The organism is Nocardioides rotundus, from assembly GCF_019931675.1.
Lineage (GTDB): Bacteria > Actinomycetota > Actinomycetes > Propionibacteriales > Nocardioidaceae > Nocardioides > Nocardioides rotundus.
The window spans coordinates 1,475,839-1,492,030 of sequence record NZ_CP082922.1 but is presented as its reverse complement, the minus strand read 5'-3'; the positions used below and the strand labels follow the sequence as shown (position 1 = coordinate 1,492,030).

The 16,192-nt window shown below is 72.6% G+C and carries 18 protein-coding genes; 4 read left to right on the top strand and 14 right to left on the bottom strand.

From position 1 onward, the window contains the following. Positions 1 to 2: 2 nt before the first annotated feature. The 5 genes from ruvA to K8W59_RS07420 form a co-directional block, all read right to left on the bottom strand. On the bottom strand, positions 3 to 605 hold the full coding sequence (gene ruvA / locus K8W59_RS20155) for a Holliday junction branch migration protein RuvA (protein WP_263283295.1): 603 nt from the start codon (positions 603 to 605) through the stop codon (positions 3 to 5). Further along, the gene (gene ruvC, locus K8W59_RS20150; RefSeq protein ID WP_263283308.1) at positions 602 to 1,147 is read right to left on the bottom strand and encodes a crossover junction endodeoxyribonuclease RuvC; all 546 of its coding nucleotides are present in this window, start codon (positions 1,145 to 1,147) and stop codon (positions 602 to 604) included. The genes ruvA and ruvC overlap by 4 nt, the downstream gene beginning before the upstream one ends. A gap of 102 nt (positions 1,148 to 1,249) precedes the next feature. Then, the gene (locus tag K8W59_RS07430) at positions 1,250 to 2,017 is read right to left on the bottom strand and encodes a YebC/PmpR family DNA-binding transcriptional regulator (RefSeq protein WP_223399075.1); all 768 of its coding nucleotides are present in this window, start codon (positions 2,015 to 2,017) and stop codon (positions 1,250 to 1,252) included. A gap of 48 nt (positions 2,018 to 2,065) precedes the next feature. Further along, on the bottom strand, positions 2,066 to 2,677 hold the full coding sequence (gene pdxT, locus K8W59_RS07425) for a pyridoxal 5'-phosphate synthase glutaminase subunit PdxT (RefSeq protein WP_223399072.1): 612 nt from the start codon (positions 2,675 to 2,677) through the stop codon (positions 2,066 to 2,068). 13 nt (positions 2,678 to 2,690) lie between these two features. Further along, a complete protein-coding gene (locus K8W59_RS07420; protein ID WP_223399069.1) occupies positions 2,691 to 3,593 on the bottom strand; it encodes an EamA family transporter in 903 nt (300 codons plus the stop codon). A gap of 84 nt (positions 3,594 to 3,677) precedes the next feature. Between K8W59_RS07420 and K8W59_RS07415 the strand changes: the two genes are divergently transcribed. Continuing rightward, positions 3,678 to 4,553, top strand: a complete 876-nt coding sequence (locus K8W59_RS07415; protein ID WP_223399066.1) for a LysR family transcriptional regulator — start codon at positions 3,678 to 3,680, stop codon at positions 4,551 to 4,553. A 3-nt stretch (positions 4,554 to 4,556) separates the two neighbouring features. Here K8W59_RS07415 and K8W59_RS07410 read toward each other — a convergent pair whose 3' ends face one another. Then, entirely contained in the window at positions 4,557 to 5,111 is a 555-nt protein-coding gene (locus K8W59_RS07410) for a DUF6891 domain-containing protein (RefSeq protein WP_223399062.1), read from the bottom strand. A gap of 77 nt (positions 5,112 to 5,188) precedes the next feature. On the opposite strand from K8W59_RS07410, the gene K8W59_RS07405 reads away from it, so the two are divergent. Both K8W59_RS07405 and K8W59_RS07400 read left to right on the top strand, forming a co-directional pair. Next, the gene (locus tag K8W59_RS07405) at positions 5,189 to 5,467 is read left to right on the top strand and encodes a type II toxin-antitoxin system prevent-host-death family antitoxin (RefSeq protein ID WP_223399058.1); all 279 of its coding nucleotides are present in this window, start codon (positions 5,189 to 5,191) and stop codon (positions 5,465 to 5,467) included. A 3-nt stretch (positions 5,468 to 5,470) separates the two neighbouring features. Continuing rightward, positions 5,471 to 5,875: a PIN domain-containing protein gene (locus tag K8W59_RS07400; protein ID WP_223399055.1), complete on the top strand. Its 405-nt coding sequence runs from the start codon at positions 5,471 to 5,473 to the stop codon at positions 5,873 to 5,875. A 15-nt stretch (positions 5,876 to 5,890) separates the two neighbouring features. Here the strand turns inward: K8W59_RS07400 and pdxS are convergent, their stop codons facing one another. The 7 genes from pdxS to thrS form a co-directional block, all read right to left on the bottom strand. After that, positions 5,891 to 6,790, bottom strand: a complete 900-nt coding sequence (gene pdxS / locus K8W59_RS07395; protein ID WP_223399046.1) for a pyridoxal 5'-phosphate synthase lyase subunit PdxS — start codon at positions 6,788 to 6,790, stop codon at positions 5,891 to 5,893. A 26-nt stretch (positions 6,791 to 6,816) separates the two neighbouring features. Beyond that, the gene (gene pgsA / locus K8W59_RS07390; RefSeq protein ID WP_223399044.1) at positions 6,817 to 7,434 is read right to left on the bottom strand and encodes a phosphatidylinositol phosphate synthase; all 618 of its coding nucleotides are present in this window, start codon (positions 7,432 to 7,434) and stop codon (positions 6,817 to 6,819) included. Positions 7,435 to 7,561: 127 nt separating this feature from the next. Beyond that, complete coding sequence (locus tag K8W59_RS07385; RefSeq protein WP_223399042.1) at positions 7,562 to 8,119, bottom strand: HIT family protein; 558 nt, start codon at positions 8,117 to 8,119, stop codon at positions 7,562 to 7,564. Positions 8,120 to 8,149: 30 nt separating this feature from the next. After that, positions 8,150 to 8,869, bottom strand: coding sequence for a TetR/AcrR family transcriptional regulator (locus tag K8W59_RS07380; RefSeq protein ID WP_223399040.1), 720 nt, complete (start codon positions 8,867 to 8,869; stop codon positions 8,150 to 8,152). Further along, positions 8,866 to 10,545 carry an FAD-dependent oxidoreductase gene (locus K8W59_RS07375; protein WP_223399038.1) on the bottom strand — a complete coding sequence of 560 codons (1,680 nt, stop codon included), beginning with the start codon at positions 10,543 to 10,545 and terminating at the stop codon, positions 8,866 to 8,868. The genes K8W59_RS07380 and K8W59_RS07375 overlap by 4 nt, the downstream gene beginning before the upstream one ends. A gap of 39 nt (positions 10,546 to 10,584) precedes the next feature. Continuing rightward, on the bottom strand, positions 10,585 to 11,568 hold the full coding sequence (locus K8W59_RS07370) for an AurF N-oxygenase family protein (RefSeq protein WP_223399027.1): 984 nt from the start codon (positions 11,566 to 11,568) through the stop codon (positions 10,585 to 10,587). 113 nt (positions 11,569 to 11,681) lie between these two features. Then, positions 11,682 to 13,736, bottom strand: a complete 2,055-nt coding sequence (gene thrS, locus K8W59_RS07365; RefSeq protein WP_397195949.1) for a threonine--tRNA ligase — start codon at positions 13,734 to 13,736, stop codon at positions 11,682 to 11,684. Here thrS and K8W59_RS07360 point away from each other — a divergent pair. Further along, entirely contained in the window at positions 13,735 to 15,606 is a 1,872-nt protein-coding gene (locus K8W59_RS07360) for a DUF4012 domain-containing protein (RefSeq protein WP_223399015.1), read from the top strand. The two genes, thrS and K8W59_RS07360, sit on opposite strands and share 2 nt — an antisense overlap. Before the next feature lie 97 nt (positions 15,607 to 15,703). Here the strand turns inward: K8W59_RS07360 and K8W59_RS07355 are convergent, their stop codons facing one another. After that, positions 15,704 to 16,183 (bottom strand): hypothetical protein, encoded by a 480-nt coding sequence (locus K8W59_RS07355; protein ID WP_223399013.1) that lies wholly within the window; start codon positions 16,181 to 16,183, stop codon positions 15,704 to 15,706. Between the last annotated feature and the right edge of the window lie 9 nt (positions 16,184 to 16,192).

Here is a 16,192-nt window from a genome sequence, read left to right as displayed (position 1 = left end):
TCTCACGCCCGGCTCAGCGTGCGCAGCGCCGCGCGGAGCAGGGCGGCGACGTCGGCGTCGTCGGCCGGCTGCTGGTCCGCAGCGACCGTCTCGATCGCCTTGTCGGCCTCCTTGGCCGACCAGCCGAGGCCGACCAGGCCCTGCTGCACCTGGGCCTTCCACGGGGCGGCGGCCGTCGTGGGGGCCGGTGCGGGCACGCCCGTGGGGGCGCCGACCCGGTCCTTGAGCTCCAGGATGATCCGCTGGGCGCCCTTCTGCCCGATCCCGGGCACACAGGTGAGCGTCTTGACGTCCTCCCCGGCCACGGCCGCGCGGATCGCGTCCGGCGAGAGCACCGCCAGCATCGCCTGGGCCAGCTTGGGGCCGACGCCGGAGGCGGTCTGCACCAGCTCGAACATCCCGCGCTCGTCCTCGTCGGCGAAGCCGAACAGCGTCAGCGAGTCCTCCCGCACGACCAGGCTGGTCGGCAGCAGCGCCTCCTGGCCGACCCGCAGCCCCGCCAGGGTGTCGGGGGCGCACATCAGCTCCATGCCGACGCCGCCCACCTCCACCACGGCGCTGGTCAGGGTCACCGCGGCCACCCGGCCGCGCACGTGCGCGATCACCTGCTCCTCCGTCCTGCGGCCGCGTGGGCGGTGCTCATCCGCGCCTGGGCCGCCTCGATCCTGGCCTGGGCGCCGCCCCGCCAGATGTGGGTGATGGCCAGCGCCACCGCGTCGGCGGCATCGGCCGGCTTGGGCGGCTCCTCCAGCCGCAGCAACCGGGCCACCATGAACCCGACCTGCTTCTTGTCCGCCCGGCCGTTGCCGGAGACCGCGGCCTTCACCTCGCTGGGGGTGTGCAGCCCCAGCGGGAGGCCGCGTCGCGCGGCGACCACGAGGGCGACGCCGCTGGCCTGGGCGGTGCCCATGATGGTGCTGGAGTCGGAGCGGGCGAAGACCCGCTCGACCGCGACCGCGTCCGGGGCGTACTCCTCCAGCCAGGCGTCCACGCCGCGCTCGATCGTCACCAGGCGCTCGGCGACCGGCTCGCTCGCCGAGGTGCGCAGCACGTTGACGTCGACCAGCCGCAACGGCCGCCCCAGGTCGCCCTCGACCACGCCGATGCCGCACCGGGTCAGCCCCGGGTCGATGCCGAGCACCCGCACGCGCAAGCCTCCTGATCGTGTCGTCGTCGTCCGAACGTCTGTTCGCACGCCACGCTAACCGGCGGCGCCGACGGGCCGGCGTACGACACGCCCGGCGCGGGCTCAGGAGGCGTCGAGCTCGGCCATCACGTCGTCGGAGACGTCGAAGTTGGCGAACACGTTCTGCACGTCGTCGAGGTCCTCCAGCGCGTCGACGAGGCGGAAGACCTTCGCCGCGCCGTCCTTGTCCAGCGGCAACTGCAGGTCGGGGACGAACTGCACCTCCGCGGAGTCGTAGTCGATGCCGGCGGCCTGCAGCGCGGTGCGCACCTCGACCACGTCGGTGGCCTCCGAGAGCACCTCGAAGGAGTCGCCGAGGTCGTTGACGTCCTCGACGCCGGCCTCCAGCGAGGCCTCGAGCACGTCGTCCTCGCTGACCTCGCGGCCCTCCTGCTCCATCGGCACGAGCACCACGCCCTTGCGGTGGAAGAGCCGGGACACCGAGCCGGGGTCGGCCATGGTGCCGCCGTTGCGGGTCACCACCGTCCGGACCTCCATCGCGGCCCGGTTGCGGTTGTCGGTGAGGCACTCGACGAGCATCGCGACGCCCTGGGCGCCGTAGACCTCGTACATGATCGTCTGGTAGTCCGCGCCGCCCGCCTCGGCCCCGGAGCCGCGCTTGACCGCGCGGTCGATGTTGTCGTTGGGGACCGAGCTCTTCTTCGCCTTCTGGATCGCGTCGTAGAGCGTCGGGTTGCCGGCCGGGTCGCCGCCGCCCGCGCGGGCCGCGACCTCGATGTTCTTGATCAGCTTGGCGAACAGCTTGCCGCGCTTGGCGTCGATCGCGGCCTTCTTGTGCTTGGTGGTCGCCCACTTGGAGTGGCCTGACATGGTCCCTCTTCCCTGCTCTTCACGACGTACGGCGGCGCCTCGGCGGCCTCAGCCCCGCACCAGCGCCAGGAACTGGGCGTGCACCCGGTGGTCACCGCTCACCTCGGGGTGGAACGACGTGGCCATCAGGGCGCCCTGACGAACGGCAACGATCCTACCCGCGCGCTCCCCCAGCGCCGGGTCAGCGTCGATCCGGGCGAGCACCTCGACCCCCGCGCCCGCCTCCTCCACCCACGGCGCGCGGATGAAGCTGGCGTCGACCGTGCCGTCCAGCCCGGCGAAGTCGAGGCGGGTGTCGAAGGAGTCGACCTGGCGGCCGAAGGCGTTGCGGCGCACGGTCGCGTCCAGCCCGCCGACCGTCTCCTGCCCGGGCGCCCCGTCGAGGATCCGGTCGGCCAGCAGGATCATCCCGGCGCAGGTGCCGAGCACCGGCAGCCCGGCGCCGACCCGCTCCCGCAGCGGCTCGAGCAGCTCGAAGGTCCGGAGCAGCCGCACCATCGTGGTGGACTCCCCGCCGGGCAGCACCAGGGCGTCGCAGCGGGCGAGCTCCGCGGGTCGCCGTACCGGCAGCGCCTCGGCACCCAGGGCGGTGAGCACCCGCAGGTGCTCGCGGACGTCGCCCTGGAGGGCGAGCACGCCGACGACGGGTCGATCGGTCACCGCGGCAGCGTAGTCAGCCGGGCGGAGCCAGGGCCGGCGGGGTCGCGCGCGCGCCGGACCGCTCCGCCCCGACCCCCGCGGCCACGACCAGCACGATCCCGCCGACCGCCGCCAGGTCGGGCACCTGGCCGAGCAGTACCAGCCCGACGAGCAGCGCGAACGCCGGCTCCAGCGCCATCAGCGTCCCGAACGCCGCTGTGGTGAGCCGGCGCAGCGCCATCATCTCCAGGGCGAACGGCAGCAGCGGCAGGAGTACGGCGACCCCGGCGCCGACGAGCAGCAGCTCGCCGGACAGCGCGGGAAGCCCGGCCGTCGGGGCCACCACCAGCGTGGAGACCAGCCCGGCCACCGGCAGCGCGACCGCCAGCCCGGTGACGCCCTCGACGGTGTCGCCGACCCGCTGGCTGAGCAGGATGTAGGCCGCCCAGCAGGCGGCGGCCGCCAGCGCGAACAGCACCCCCAGGAGGTCGGTCTCCCCCGCCCACGGCCGGGTCAGCAGGAGCACGCCGGCGGCCGCGATCATCGGCCAGACCCGGGTCGCCCGGCTGCCGCGCAGCACCGCGACACCGAGCGGGCCGAGGAACTCCAGGGCGCTCGCGGTGCCCATCGGCAGGCGCGTCACCGCGGCCATGAAGAGCATGGTCACGGCCGCGATCGTGACCCCCAGCGCGACGCTGCTCGCCAGCGAGGAGCGGGTGAACTGCCGCCGGCGCGGCCGCACGACCAGCAGGATCAGCAGGCCGCCGCAGGCGAGGCGGAGCCACGCCGCCCCCTCGGCGCCGAGCCGGTCGGCCAGGCCGACGGAGACGGCGATGCCGATCTGCACGGACAGCATGGAGGCCAGGGCCATCCCGGCGCCGGCGCGGGCACGCTCGCGGGCGCCGAGGACGGGGCGTGGGTCGAGGGCGGTGCTCATGGCGACGATGAGACAGCACGCCGACCGTCCGCGTCCACGTGAGAATCATGGACAGATCGTTCACATCAACAGAACAATCGCGGCATGGACCCGCACCGTCTCGCACTCCTGCTCGACCTCTCCCGTCTCGGCTCGATGCGCGAGGTCGCCGAGGTGCACCGCACCAGCACCTCCACGGTCTCCCAGCAGATCGCGGCACTGGCGCGCCAGGCGGGCACGGCGCTCGTCGAGCCCGACGGGCGGCGGGTCCGGCTCACTCCGGCGGGGCGGCGGCTGGCGGACCACGCGGTGACCATCCTCGCCGCCGTCGACGCGGCGCGGCTCGACCTGGACCCCGACGCCGAGCCGAGCGGCACGGTCCGGGTGGGCGGCTTCGCGACGGCGGTCCGGCGGGCAGTGCTGCCGGTCGTGGCCGCGCTCGCGACCAGTCATCCCGCGGTGCATCTGCAGCTCGCCGAGACCGAGCCGCTGGAGACCCTGGCGCTGCTCGCCGACGACGACCTCGACGTGGGGCTGACCTACGACTACAACCTCGCGCCCGCGACGCTCCCGGCGACCATGGTCGCCGTCCCGCTCTGGAGGACCGAGTGGGGGCTGGGGATGCCCGGTGACCGGACGCCCCGTGCCGCGGTGGGGCTGCGCGAGCTGGCCGGCACTCCGTGGGTCGTGAACTCTCGCAACACCGCCGACGAGGTGGCCATCGGCGTGCTGGCTGGGCTCGCCGGGTTCACCCCGACGATCACCCACCGGATCGACAGCCTGGACCTGGTGGAGGACCTGATCCGCGCCGGTCACGGCGTGGGGCTGCTGCCGAGGGACCGGCCCACGGGCCCGGGGGTGGTGGTGCGGCGACTGCCCGAGCCGCGCGTGGTACTGACGGCGTACGCCGTCACGCGGCGTGGGCGGGAGAGCTGGCCGCCGCTGCGGCTGGTCCTGGACCGCCTGACCGAGGCGACCTGACGCTCAGGGCCGGCGCTGCCAGCGGCAGGCGACCTCGACCCGGCCGTCGGCGTCGCGGACCGCGAGCCCGTGCCGGCCCAGGCAGCCGGTGACGGCGGTGTGCAGGTGCTCGCCGACCGCGGCGGGACGGCCGTCGGGCCGCCACAGGGTGGTGGCGAGGATCCCCTGGTCGACCGCGCGCCACACGTCGGTGGGTGCGAACCACAGGGCGCCGCGCAGCCCCTCGGGAGCGGCGGCGACCGTCGTCGTCGCGTCGGGCTCGGCCACCCCGCGCAGCACGAGCACCTGGTGCGCCTCGCACTCGGCGAACGCCGCGTCGAGGCGGTCGACGTCGGTGGGCGAGGGCCAGGAGGCGGCCTCGGCGGCGAGGTCGGCGTACTCCTTGGCCAACCACGCGCGCGCCAGGATCTCCGCGTTGGCCGCCTGCTGTGGCAGCTCGGCGCGGATCGCCTCGGCGACCTCGGCCCGCTGGCTGTCGGCGTCGGCCAACCCGGCGCGGGCCTGCAGCCGCGCGAAGTCGCGCAGCTCGGACTCGACCTGCTCGACGGTGCTGACCATGGCGTCACCCTAGTCGGGACAGCATCGGCCGAAGGCGCGGCCCGCCACATGTCTGACATGCGTAGTACAATGGCCGCATGCGACGCGTCAGCAAGCGTGAGCTCAATCAGCAGACCGCGGCCGTGCTCGACCGGGTCACCGACACCGACGACGTCGTCGTGACCGAGCGCGGGGAGCCCCGGTGGCGGGTCAGCGCGCTCAAGGCCGGCGACTCCGCGCTCGCCAGGCTGGAGCGTGAGGGTCGCTACACCCCTCCGGTCACTGCCCCCGCGGCATGGCCCGACAGCCCGGGCGGGCCGGCCTACACCGACACCGAGGTCGACGCGCTGCTGGACGAGATGCGCGGGGGTCACTGACCGGTGGCCGAGGTGGTCTACCTCGACGCCTCGGTGGCGCTGCGCACCATCCTGGATGTTCCCGAGCGGTCGTGGCTCCAGCGTTGGATGCAAGCCCCGGAGACCTCGTTCGTCTCCTCTCGACTGTTGCGGACCGAGGTGACCCGCGTCCTGCGGCGCGACGACCGGCCCCTCAGCGACGGCGCTCCGCTGCTCGACCGCGTCGGCCTGCTCGACATCGGCCGCGACACCCATGCTGTGGCGGAGTCCATCGAGCGCCATGTGAAGACGCTCGATGCGCTGCACCTGGCGACCGCCCTGCTGATCGGAGAGCCGGTGACGGTGGCGACCCACGACGCGACGATGCGGGAGGTCGCTCAGCACGTAGGCCTACGCGTCACCGATCCTGTCGCGGACTTCCGCCGGTGATGCCTCAGGCGGGAGTCACCAACCGCGCTCGGCGAGCCGGTGCGGCACCGGGATGTCGTCGACGTTGATGCCGACCATCGCCTCGCCCAGGCGGCGGCTCACCTTGGCGACCACGTCCGGGTCGTCGTAGAAGGTCGTCGCCTTCACGATCGCCTCCGCGCGCTCGGCGGGGTTGCCGGCCTTGAAGATGCCGGAGCCGACGAAGACGCCCTCGGCGCCCAGCTGCATCATCATCGCCGCGTCGGCCGGGGTGGCGATGCCGCCGGCGGTGAAGAGCACGACCGGCAGCTTGCCGGCCTCGGCGACCTCCTTGACCAGGGGGTACGGCGCCTGGAGCTCCTTGGCCGCGACGTAGAGCTCGTCGCCCTCCATCGACTGCAGGCGGCGCAGCTCCTTGCGGATGGTGCGCATGTGGGTGACCGCGTTGGAGACGTCGCCGGTGCCGGCCTCGCCCTTGGAGCGGATCATCGCCGCGCCCTCGGTGATGCGACGCAGCGCCTCGCCGAGGTTGGTGGCGCCGCACACGAACGGCACGGTGAACGCCCACTTGTCGATGTGGTTCTCATAGTCGGCGGGCGTGAGCACCTCGGACTCGTCGATGTAGTCCACGCCGAGGCTCTGCAGCACCTGCGCCTCGGCGAAGTGGCCGATCCGGGCCTTGGCCATCACCGGGATCGAGACCGCCTCGACGATGCCGTCGATCATGTCGGGGTCGCTCATCCGGGAGACGCCGCCCTGGGCGCGGATGTCGGCGGGGACGCGCTCGAGCGCCATCACCGCGACGGCGCCGGCGTCCTCGGCGATCTTGGCCTGCTCGGGGGTGACGACGTCCATGATGACGCCGCCCTTCAGCATCTCGGCCATGCCGCGCTTGACGCGGGTGCCGCCGGTGGTCTGGGTCGTGCTCTCGGACATGGCTCGAATGCTAGACCTGGCGCGGGTCAGCCGCGCGCGCGGGCCAGAGCCTGGCCGCGCACCACCCAGATCCGCTGGGCGACCGTGACCGTGGCGGCGATCGCCAGGATCCACAGGGCGGCGTACATCAGCCACGGCAGGCCCAGCAGGTCGGCGAAGAACGTCGGCACCAGGATCCCCACGAGCCGGTCCGGGCGCTCGGCGACGCCGACCTTGGCGTCGTAGCCCAGGTGGTCCGCCTTGGCCCGGGCGTAGGAGGTCACCGCGCCCATCACCAGGACGATCAGGCTCAGGATGAGATAGAGCCGGCTGTCCCCGCCCCAGGCGAACCAGAGGACCAGGCCGCCGAAGACCGCGGCGTCCGCGAGCCGGTCCAGGGTGGAGTCGAGGAAGGCGCCGAAGTCGTCGGTGCGGCCGGTGCGCCGCGCCATCGCGCCGTCGATGAGGTCGCTGAAGACGAAGGCGGTGACGAACAGGACGCCCTGCCACAGCTGGCCTCGCGGGAAGAACCACAGCGCGCCGAAGCTCACTCCGAGCGTGCCCGCGAGGGTGATCACGTCGGGGCTGATGCCCAGCCGGATGAAGAGGTTGATGAAGGGCGCCAGGACGACGCCCTGCCAGAACTGCTTGAACCGGTCGAGCACGGGCCGAAGGCTACCGGTCGGCGGCCGGGTCTCCGGCATCCGACGCGGAGCCGCACTGGCAGAACCTGGATCAAGCCGCACCCACCACGCTCACGACTGCCGGTGAGCTCGGGTTCTGCCAGTGTGGCTACGACGCGGGCGCGTCCCAGGCCTCGGCGAGCAGGGCGCGGGTGTCGCCCAGCAGCTGCGGCAGCGTCTTGGTGCCGCCGACGACGGTGATGAAGTTCGCGTCGCCGCCCCAGCGCGGCACCAGGTGCTGGTGCAGGTGGTCGGCCAGCGAGCCGCCGGCCGCTCCGCCGAGGTTGATCCCCACATTGAAGGCGTGCGGGCTGCTCACCCGGCGGATCACCCGGATCGCCTGCTGGGTCATCGACATCAGCTCCCCCGACTCCGCCTCGGTGAGCTCCTCCAGGCCCGCGACGTGCCGATAGGGCAGCACCATCAGATGCCCGGGGTTGTAGGGGTGCAGGTTGAGCACGGCGAAGGTGTGCTCGCCGCGGTGCACCACGAGCAGCTCGGCGTCCCGCTCGGGCGGCGCGGCCGCGATCACGCAGAACGGGCACTCGTCGTCCTCGGCGCCGACCGCGGTCCGCACATACTTCATCCGGTACGGCGTCCACAGCCGCTCCAGCCGGTCGGGCTCGCCGACCCCCGTCGCGTGCTGGGCCCCACTCTCCTCGGTCACGGGGCTACCGTAACGACGAGCCACAGCGGACTACTCCGCGCCCAGCAGCTCCTCGAGCGGGATGTCCGGGTCGAGCTCGAGGCCGCGGGCGGCGACCAGGCCGTGGATCTGGTACCACACCGACTCGGCGAGCAGGTCGACGAACGCCTCGCGGGACGGCTCGACGACGGGGCGGGCCAGCCAGCGGCGCACGGAGTTGAAGACCGCGCCCACCAGCCCGAAGACGAGCGGGTCCAGCCCCTGGGCGGTGGCCTCGTCCAGCTCGACGCCCAGCACCTCGGCTCCCAGACGCAGCAGGTCCTCGACCTGGCCGGCGATCTCGCCGACGGCCACGTCCATGGCGGACGGGTCCTGGGAGGTGGGGGCGGCGCCGGACTCGGCGAAGCGGTGCAGGGCCTGGTTCTCACTGGCCCACACGACATAGGAGCCCACGACCCGGTGGATGATCGCCCGCGGCGAGCCCTGGAGCTCCAGCGCGGGGCCGAGGGCGTCGCGGACCTTCGCCACGATCAGCCCCTGCACGGCGCGATCCAGGTCGGCGCGGTCCTCGAAGTGGCGGTAGAGGACGGTGCGCGAGAGGCCGGCGCGGTGGGCGATCTGCCGGGCGTGGATCTCCTCGCCGGGCACCGTCTCGCCGATCACCTCGAGCGCGGCCTCGAGGATCGCCTGGCGCCGCGCCCGCTTGTGCTCGGCCCAGCGCTCCTGGCGGCCGTCGATCCTCTCGGTCTGGGCCACCGCCACTCCCGTCACGTCCTCGACTGCAGCACCGGGGTGCGCCCCGGCTTGCCTGCAGGGTACGCCCGCCGCGGCCGCGAGGCGGTACGGGACAGGCCCCGAGCGGTGTCGGTGTCGGTGAACCGGACGCGCGGCCGCCCCTGGGCGGCACCGCGCCGCCGCTCCTCACGGTCGATCGCGCGCCAGCCGGAGAGGTCGACGTGGTCGAGCCGGCGCAGGTCGCGCTCCAGCTCGGCGGCGCTGCGGCCGGGAGTGGGGACGTCGCCCGCGTCGAGGTCGTCGAGCAGCGAGCTCACCGTCTCCTGGGCGCAGGACTTGTTGGTGCCGATGAACCCCTGCGGGCCGCGCTTGAGCCACCCAGAGACATAGACCCCGGGCCGCACCCGGCCGTCGGTGTGCGGCACGGTGTGACTTCTCTCGTCGAAGGGCAGCTCGGGCACCGGCAGTGCGCGATAGCCGACCGACCGCAGCACCAGCCCGGCCTCGATGACCTCGCGCTCGTCGGTGGGCTCGGCGATGACCCGGCCCTCGGTCTCCACGAGACGGGTGCGTGTGACCTCGACCCCGGTGACCCGGCCCTCGCCGAGGAGCCGCACCGGCTGGGTGAGGAAGCGCAGCACGATCCGCCGGCGGGCAGGGTCGGTCGGCAGGGCGGCCAGGTCGCGGAGCACGTCGCCGCGCTGGTCCTCCGGCAGCGGCGCCCCGCCGAGGTCCACCTCGACGTCGAAGGCACCGGTCTGCGCCAGGCCGAGCAGGCCGACCAGCTCGGGCAGGGTGTACGCCGCCTCCGCGGGGCCGCGCCGGCCGAGCACCACGACCTCGCGCACGCGGCTGTCGCGCAGCGCCGCCAGGGCGTGGTCGGCGATGTCGGTCGACTCCAACAGCTCCGCGGGCTGGGCGAGGATCCGCGCGACGTCCAGCGCGACGTTGCCGTTGCCGACCAGCACGACGCGCTCGTGGTTCAGGGGCACGTCGAGGGAGGCGAGGTCCGGGTGCGCGTTGTACCACCCGACGACCTGGGTCGCCGAGAGCGAGCCGGGCAGGTCCTCACCGGGGATCGCCAGCCGCCGGTCGGCGCTCGCGCCGGTCGCCAGGATCACCGCGTGGTAGCGGTCGCGCAGCCAGCCGAGGTCGACGTCGGCGCCGTACTCCACCCCGAGGACGTAGCGGAACCCCGGCTGCCCCTCGATCGCGGCGAACAGGTCCTGCACGCCACGCGTGGACGGGTGGTCGGGTGCGACCCCCGCGCGCACCAGGCCGTGCGGAGTGGGCAGCCGGTCGAAGACGTCGACCACCACCTCGGGGTGCCGCAGCAGCTCGTCGGCGGTGTAGAGGCCCGCCGGCCCGGCGCCGATCACCGCGACCCGGAACGGGCCGGCGGCACGGATCCGCCGCTGCCGGGGCACCAGGGCCAGCGGCGTGCGGTCCTCGTGCGCGAACACGTCGAAGTAGGACGCGTTCAGCTCGGCGAACGGCTCCTGCGCCGGGGTGAGCGACGTGTGCGGCTGGATCGCCCCCACCGGGCACGCGGTGACGCAGGCGCCGCAGTCCACGCAGCCGGCGGGGTCGACGTACAGCATCTCGGCCTCGGCGAAGCCGGGCTCGCCGGGAGCGGGGTGGATGCAGTTGACCGGGCAGGCGACCACGCACGAGGCGTCGGCACAGCAGGCCTGGGTCACGACGTGAGTCACGGCGGATCCTCGATCTGGTGGTGGTGGGCGTACGGCGGCTCAGGCGGCGGCCGACGCGACCTCGCTGCGGAAGCGGGAGGGGCGGCCGTCGATCTTCATCGCCTTCCACACCCGGCGGGAGAAGAAGTTCATCAGCCCGGTGTTCTGGCAGAGCATCCGCACGTCGGCGAACAGGTCGCGCAGCACCTTCCGCGAGTGCGGGGACTCCCAGAAGATCTCCTTGAAGACGTCGTCCGGGATGCCCATGTCGCGCTGCGCGCGGGCCGAGGGCTTCATGATCTCGTCGCACAGCCAGCGCATGATGACCGGCGTCAGCAGGGAGAGGATGAACCGCTCGATCCGGCCGAGACGGGGCGCGTTGTGCTCGAGGTACTGGTGGGCGAAGCCGATGTGCCGCGCCTCCTCGGCGATGTGGATCTGCATGATCCGCCGCAGCAGCGGGTGGGTCAGCTCGCCGGCCCGGAGCACGGACTTCTGCATGTGGTCGATCGGCTCCTCGCCGGCGAGCACGCCGACGAAGAAGCCGAAGGGCACCCAGCGCGCGAACATCGGCAGGATCGGCGAGGCGAGCCGGAAGAACAGCGAGCCGCCCTTCACCTTCTGCCCGGAGCGGTTCACGAACTCCTGGAACATCTGGGTGTGGTGGCACTCCTCGGTCGCCTCGTGGGTGGAGTAGCGGAACTCCGGGGAGCCGTTGGGCAGGGAGAACGCGAAGTTCATCAGGCCGCTGATCAGGATCTGCTCGAACTGCAGCCCGACCTTGGTGATGTTGGCCTGGCGGTAGAGGCCGACCCGGATCTGCTCGGCCTCGGGGAGCGACCGGTACCACTCCGAGCCGCCCAGCGCGTCGTGGGAGGGCAGCTTCCACCGCGGGTCCTGGGGGTCGACCGCGTAGTCCGGGTCGTCCCAGGCGATGTCGGTGAAGGCGTCGAAGTGCTGGTGGACCGACGCCTCGGACAGGGTCCGGAGGCGGTCCTCGTAGGCGCGGGTCTCGGTGTCGGGGTGGGGCTGTGTCTGCGTCATCGCACGTGCCTCTCGTCGACGGGTCAGGGAGATATCGACAAGATTAGTGCGACACCACGTCACACTGTCAAGGGTTTCTGTGACAGTGTGTCGCAGACGACGGGCTCAGCCCCTCAGACCTGCTCCTTGCTCGCGACCGCGTCGGCCACGCCCCGGATCGCCTCCTCGACGGGTACGCCGTTGTCCTGGCGGCCGTCGCGGTAGCGGAAGGAGACCGCGCCGGACTCCACGTCCTGGTCGCCGGCGATCATCATGAACGGCACCTTCTGCAGTTGCGCGTTGCGGATCTTCTTCTGCATCCGGTCGTCGGAGTCGTCGATCTCCACCCGCAGCCCGGCCGCCCGCATCTGCTTCGCCATGTCGTGCAGGTGGTCCAGGTGTCGCTCGGCGACCGGGATGCCCTGCACCTGCACGGGCGCGAGCCAGGGAGGGAAGGCGCCGGCGTAGTGCTCGACGAGCACGCCGATGAAGCGTTCGATGGAGCCGAACTTCGCCGAGTGGATCATCACGGGCTGCTGCCGGGAGCCGTCGGCGTCGACGTACTCCAGGTCGAAGCGGTCGGCCGAGGGCTGGTTGAAGTCGTACTGGATGGTCGACATCTGCCAGGTGCGACCGATCGCGTCGCGCGCCTGCACCGAGATCTTCGGGCCGTAGTAGGCCGCTCCCCCGGGGTCGGGCACGAGCTCGAGCCCGGAGTCGGTGGCGACCTTCTCCAAGACCGCGGTGGCCTTCGCCCAGTCCTCGTCGGAGCCGATGAACTTGTCCGGCTTGGCGTCGTCGCGGGTGGAGAGCTCAAGATAGAAGTCGTCGAGCCCGAAGTCGCGGAAGAGCCCCAGGCAGAAGTCGAGCAGGTGCTTGATCTCCTCGGGCGCCTGCTCGGGGGTGACGTAGGAGTGCGAGTCGTCCTGGGCGAACCCGCGCACCCGGGTCAGGCCGTGCACGACGCCGGACTTCTCGTGGCGGTAGACCGAGCCGAACTCGAAGAGCCGCAGCGGCAGCTCGCGGTAGGAGCGCTGCCGGGAGCGGTAGATGAGGTTGTGCATGGGGCAGTTCATCGCCTTGAGGCGGTAGTCCATGCCGTCGACGTCCAGCGGGGGGAACATGCCCTCGCCGTAGTAGGGCAGGTGGCCGGAGGTGTAGAAGAGCCCCTCCTTGGCGATGTGCGGGGTGCCGACGTACTCGAAGCCCTCCTCGATGTGCCGCCGGCGGACGTAGTCCTCCATCTCCCGCTTGATCACGCCGCCCTTGGGGTGGAAGACGGGCAGCCCGGAGCCGATCTCGTCGGGGAAGGAGTAGAGGTCGAGCTCGCGGCCGAGCTTGCGGTGGTCGCGCTTCTCGGCCTCCTCCAGGCGGTGCAGGTAGTCGGCCAGCGCCTCCTTGGTCGGCCAGGCGGTGCCGTAGATGCGCTGCAGCTGCTTGTTCTTCTCATCGCCGCGCCAGTACGCCGCCGCGGTGCGGGTCAGCTTGAAGGCCGGGATCCGCTTGGTGGTGGGCAGGTGGGGGCCGCGGCACAGGTCGGACCAGGCGGTCTCGCCGTTGCGGTCGACGTTGTCGTAGATGGTCAGCTCGCCGCCTCCGACCTCGACCGACGCGCCCTCGGCCAGGTCCTCGGTGGTCGAGACACCCTCGCTGGTCGAGCCCGTCGAGACCCCGCCCTTGAGGCCGATCAGCTCGACCTTGTAGGGCTCGTCCTGCAGCTCGTCGAGGGCCTCGGCGTCGGTGGTGACCCGGCGCTCGAAGCGCTGGTTGGCCTTGATGATCTTGCGCATCGCGGTCTCGAGGCGCTCGAGGTCCTCGGGGACGAACGGGGTGTCGACGTCGAAGTCGTAGTAGAAGCCGTCGGTCACCGGCGGGCCGATGCCGAGCTTGGCGTCGGGGAAGGTCTGCTGGACCGCCTGGGCGAGCACGTGCGCGGTCGAGTGCCGCAGGATGTCCAGCCCGTCGGGGCTGTCGATGGCGACCCCCTCGACCTCGGCCCCCTCGGGGAGCTCGCGGGCGAGGTCCCACAGCTCACCGTCCACCCGCGCAGCGACGATCTCGGGCTGGTCGGCGAACTTCTCCCAGGCCTTCACCAGGGCTCCTCTCTTCAGCGGTACGGCGACCCGGCGATCGTATCCATCGGCCGGGTCCTCGGTCGCGCCGGTTATCCCCGCTACTCTTCGCCGCATGGGCAGGCGCGAGGGGGTACGTCGCCGGCGCGGCCTATGGGTGGCCCTGGCGCTCTTGGTCGTCGTGGTCGGGGGGTTCCTCCTGGTCCTCGCCGCTGCCCCACTCGTCAGGCTCCCCGGTGACGCGGCGGCGGCCCGGTCGTCGCTGGCGCGGGCGCAGGCCGCGGCGGAGGACGGCGACGTCCCGCGGGCCCGCGAGCAGATCGCGCAGGCGCGTGCGGAGGTCCGCGATGCGCGGGAGCGCACGAGCGGGACCGGGCGGTCCGTGCTGGCCGCCGTACCCATCTTCGGGAGCGCGGTCAGCGACGCGCGGCACCTGGTCAACGCCATGGACCACGCGACCTCGGTCGCGGAGACGGGCATCGAGCTGTATGCGCCGCTGAGCGAGGAGGGCGATCAGCGGGTGTTCCGCGACGGCCGCTTCGACCTGCCGCGGGTGACCCGCCTGGTGGCGGCCGCCGGTCGCGCGGGGAACCAGGCCCGCGCCGCCCAACGCGAGCTGGAGGCGGTCGAGGGCACCGCTCCCCTGGTGGGCGATCGGATCAGCCAGGCCCGCGACGCCGCGGCCGCGGAGATCGTGCCGATGGCCGAGGGGCTGCGCCGGGCACGCCCCGTGCTGGCGGCGCTCCCCCGGATGCTCGGAGCCGACGGGGAGGCGTCGTACCTGATCGCGCTGCTCAACCCGGGCGAGCTGCGCTGGTCCGGCGGGCTGCCGCTGGCCTTCAGCACCGCGACCGTCACCGACGGGCGCGCGGAGTTCGGCGAGACCCGCGACATGACCGACGTGTCGGAGCCGTGGGCGGTCCGGCCGACTCCGCCGGTGCGAGGCAACCCCTTCCACAAGAACCGTCTGCCCCGGTCGACCTACCACCCGGACTGGGCGGTGTCGGGACGCGAGCTGCTCAACGCGTGGGGCGCGGCGACCGGCGAGGAGCAGCAGACCCTGGTGGCCATGGACGTCCCGGCCATCGCGGAGCTGCTGCGCGCCACCGGCCCGGTGACGGTGCCCGTCTACGGCAAGGTGACCGCGGACAACCTGGTGGAGATCCAGGCGCGCAGCTATGACCGGGTGCAGGACGTCGCCGCGCGCAAGGACCTCAACAAGCTGCTGGTGGAGGCGGTCACCGAGCGGCTGATGAGCGGGCGGAACAGCGCCGGTGTCGTGCGGGCGATGTACCGCGCCGCGCTCGACCGGCACCTGGCGATCGTGTCGACGGACCCCGAGCTGGACCGCGCGTTCGCCGCCGCCGACATGGGCGGGCAGCTGACCCGTACGCCGAACGACTACCTCTCGGCGTTCTCGATGAGCATCGGCGGGTCCAAGGCGGGCTACTGGGAGCAGCGGACCCTGACCTCCGACGTACGCCTGGCCGCCGACGGGAGCGCGCAGGTGCGGACCAGCCTCCGCCTGCTCAACGACGCCCCGCCCTACCGCGGCCCGGGCGAGGACCCGCAGCAGGGATACCTGACCCGCTGGACCAACCTGTGGCTGCTGCAGGTGCTCCCGCAGGGCGCCGAGCTCTCCGACCCCGACGGGGCGGAGCTGCGGCCCGGACATCCCACGCTGGACGGCCGCCCGTGGGTGCGCAGGATCTTCGACCTGCCACCCAACGAGCCCGTGGTCCAGGAGCTGTCCTACTCGGTGCCGCGCGCCTCGGTCGTCGACGGCGACCGGCTGACCTACCGGCTCAGCTACGACCCGCAGGGCATGGTCACGCCGCAGCGGGTGCGGGTGCGGGTCACCTTCCCCGAGGGGTACGGCGCCTCCGGCGACCTCCCCGACGGCTGGCGCGCCACCGACGGCGGTGCCGTCCTGGACGCCGGTGCGGTCACCGAGTCGACCACGTGGGAGCTCCCGCTGGAGCGGTGAGCGGCCGCCGCGTCACCCGCTCGCGCGCCCGGGGAGCGAAATGCAGGTTCTCAGCACTGGAAACCTGCATTCTGCTCCCGGGGGGCTCGGCTGACGGTCAACTGGTGACCCGGATGCCTGCGGTTCCGTGGACGGAGCCACGGACCAGATGAACGGTCCAGCATCCCGACCGCGGAAATCGCCAGCCAGAACCCCATTCATCTCCAGGCCGATCCCAGTTGCTCTCCGGATGTTCCTCGGGTCCCCACAGCGGATCGACTCTGCTTCCGCCGGGACGGGTCGCGTACAGGGTCAAGGGGCCGCTCCCGGCCATCTTCCAGACGATCTTGATCTGACGGTCTTGGCGGGCGGGGTAGTCGCCGAAGATGAGCGCCCAGAGTTCACCCCCGTCAGCACCCACACCCCGCAGCTCGGGCATGCCCGTCTCGCTCTGCCGCGGAGCCACACATTTGGCGGAAGCGCCCGCGTCGTCCTGTGCGGAGACCTCGGGCGTGCTGGCCTGCTCAGGCTTGTCGGTCTCCGGCTCCGCACTGCAGCCACCCGTCAGGAGAGCAGCCACCAGCAGCAGCCGTGCCACTGGACCCGT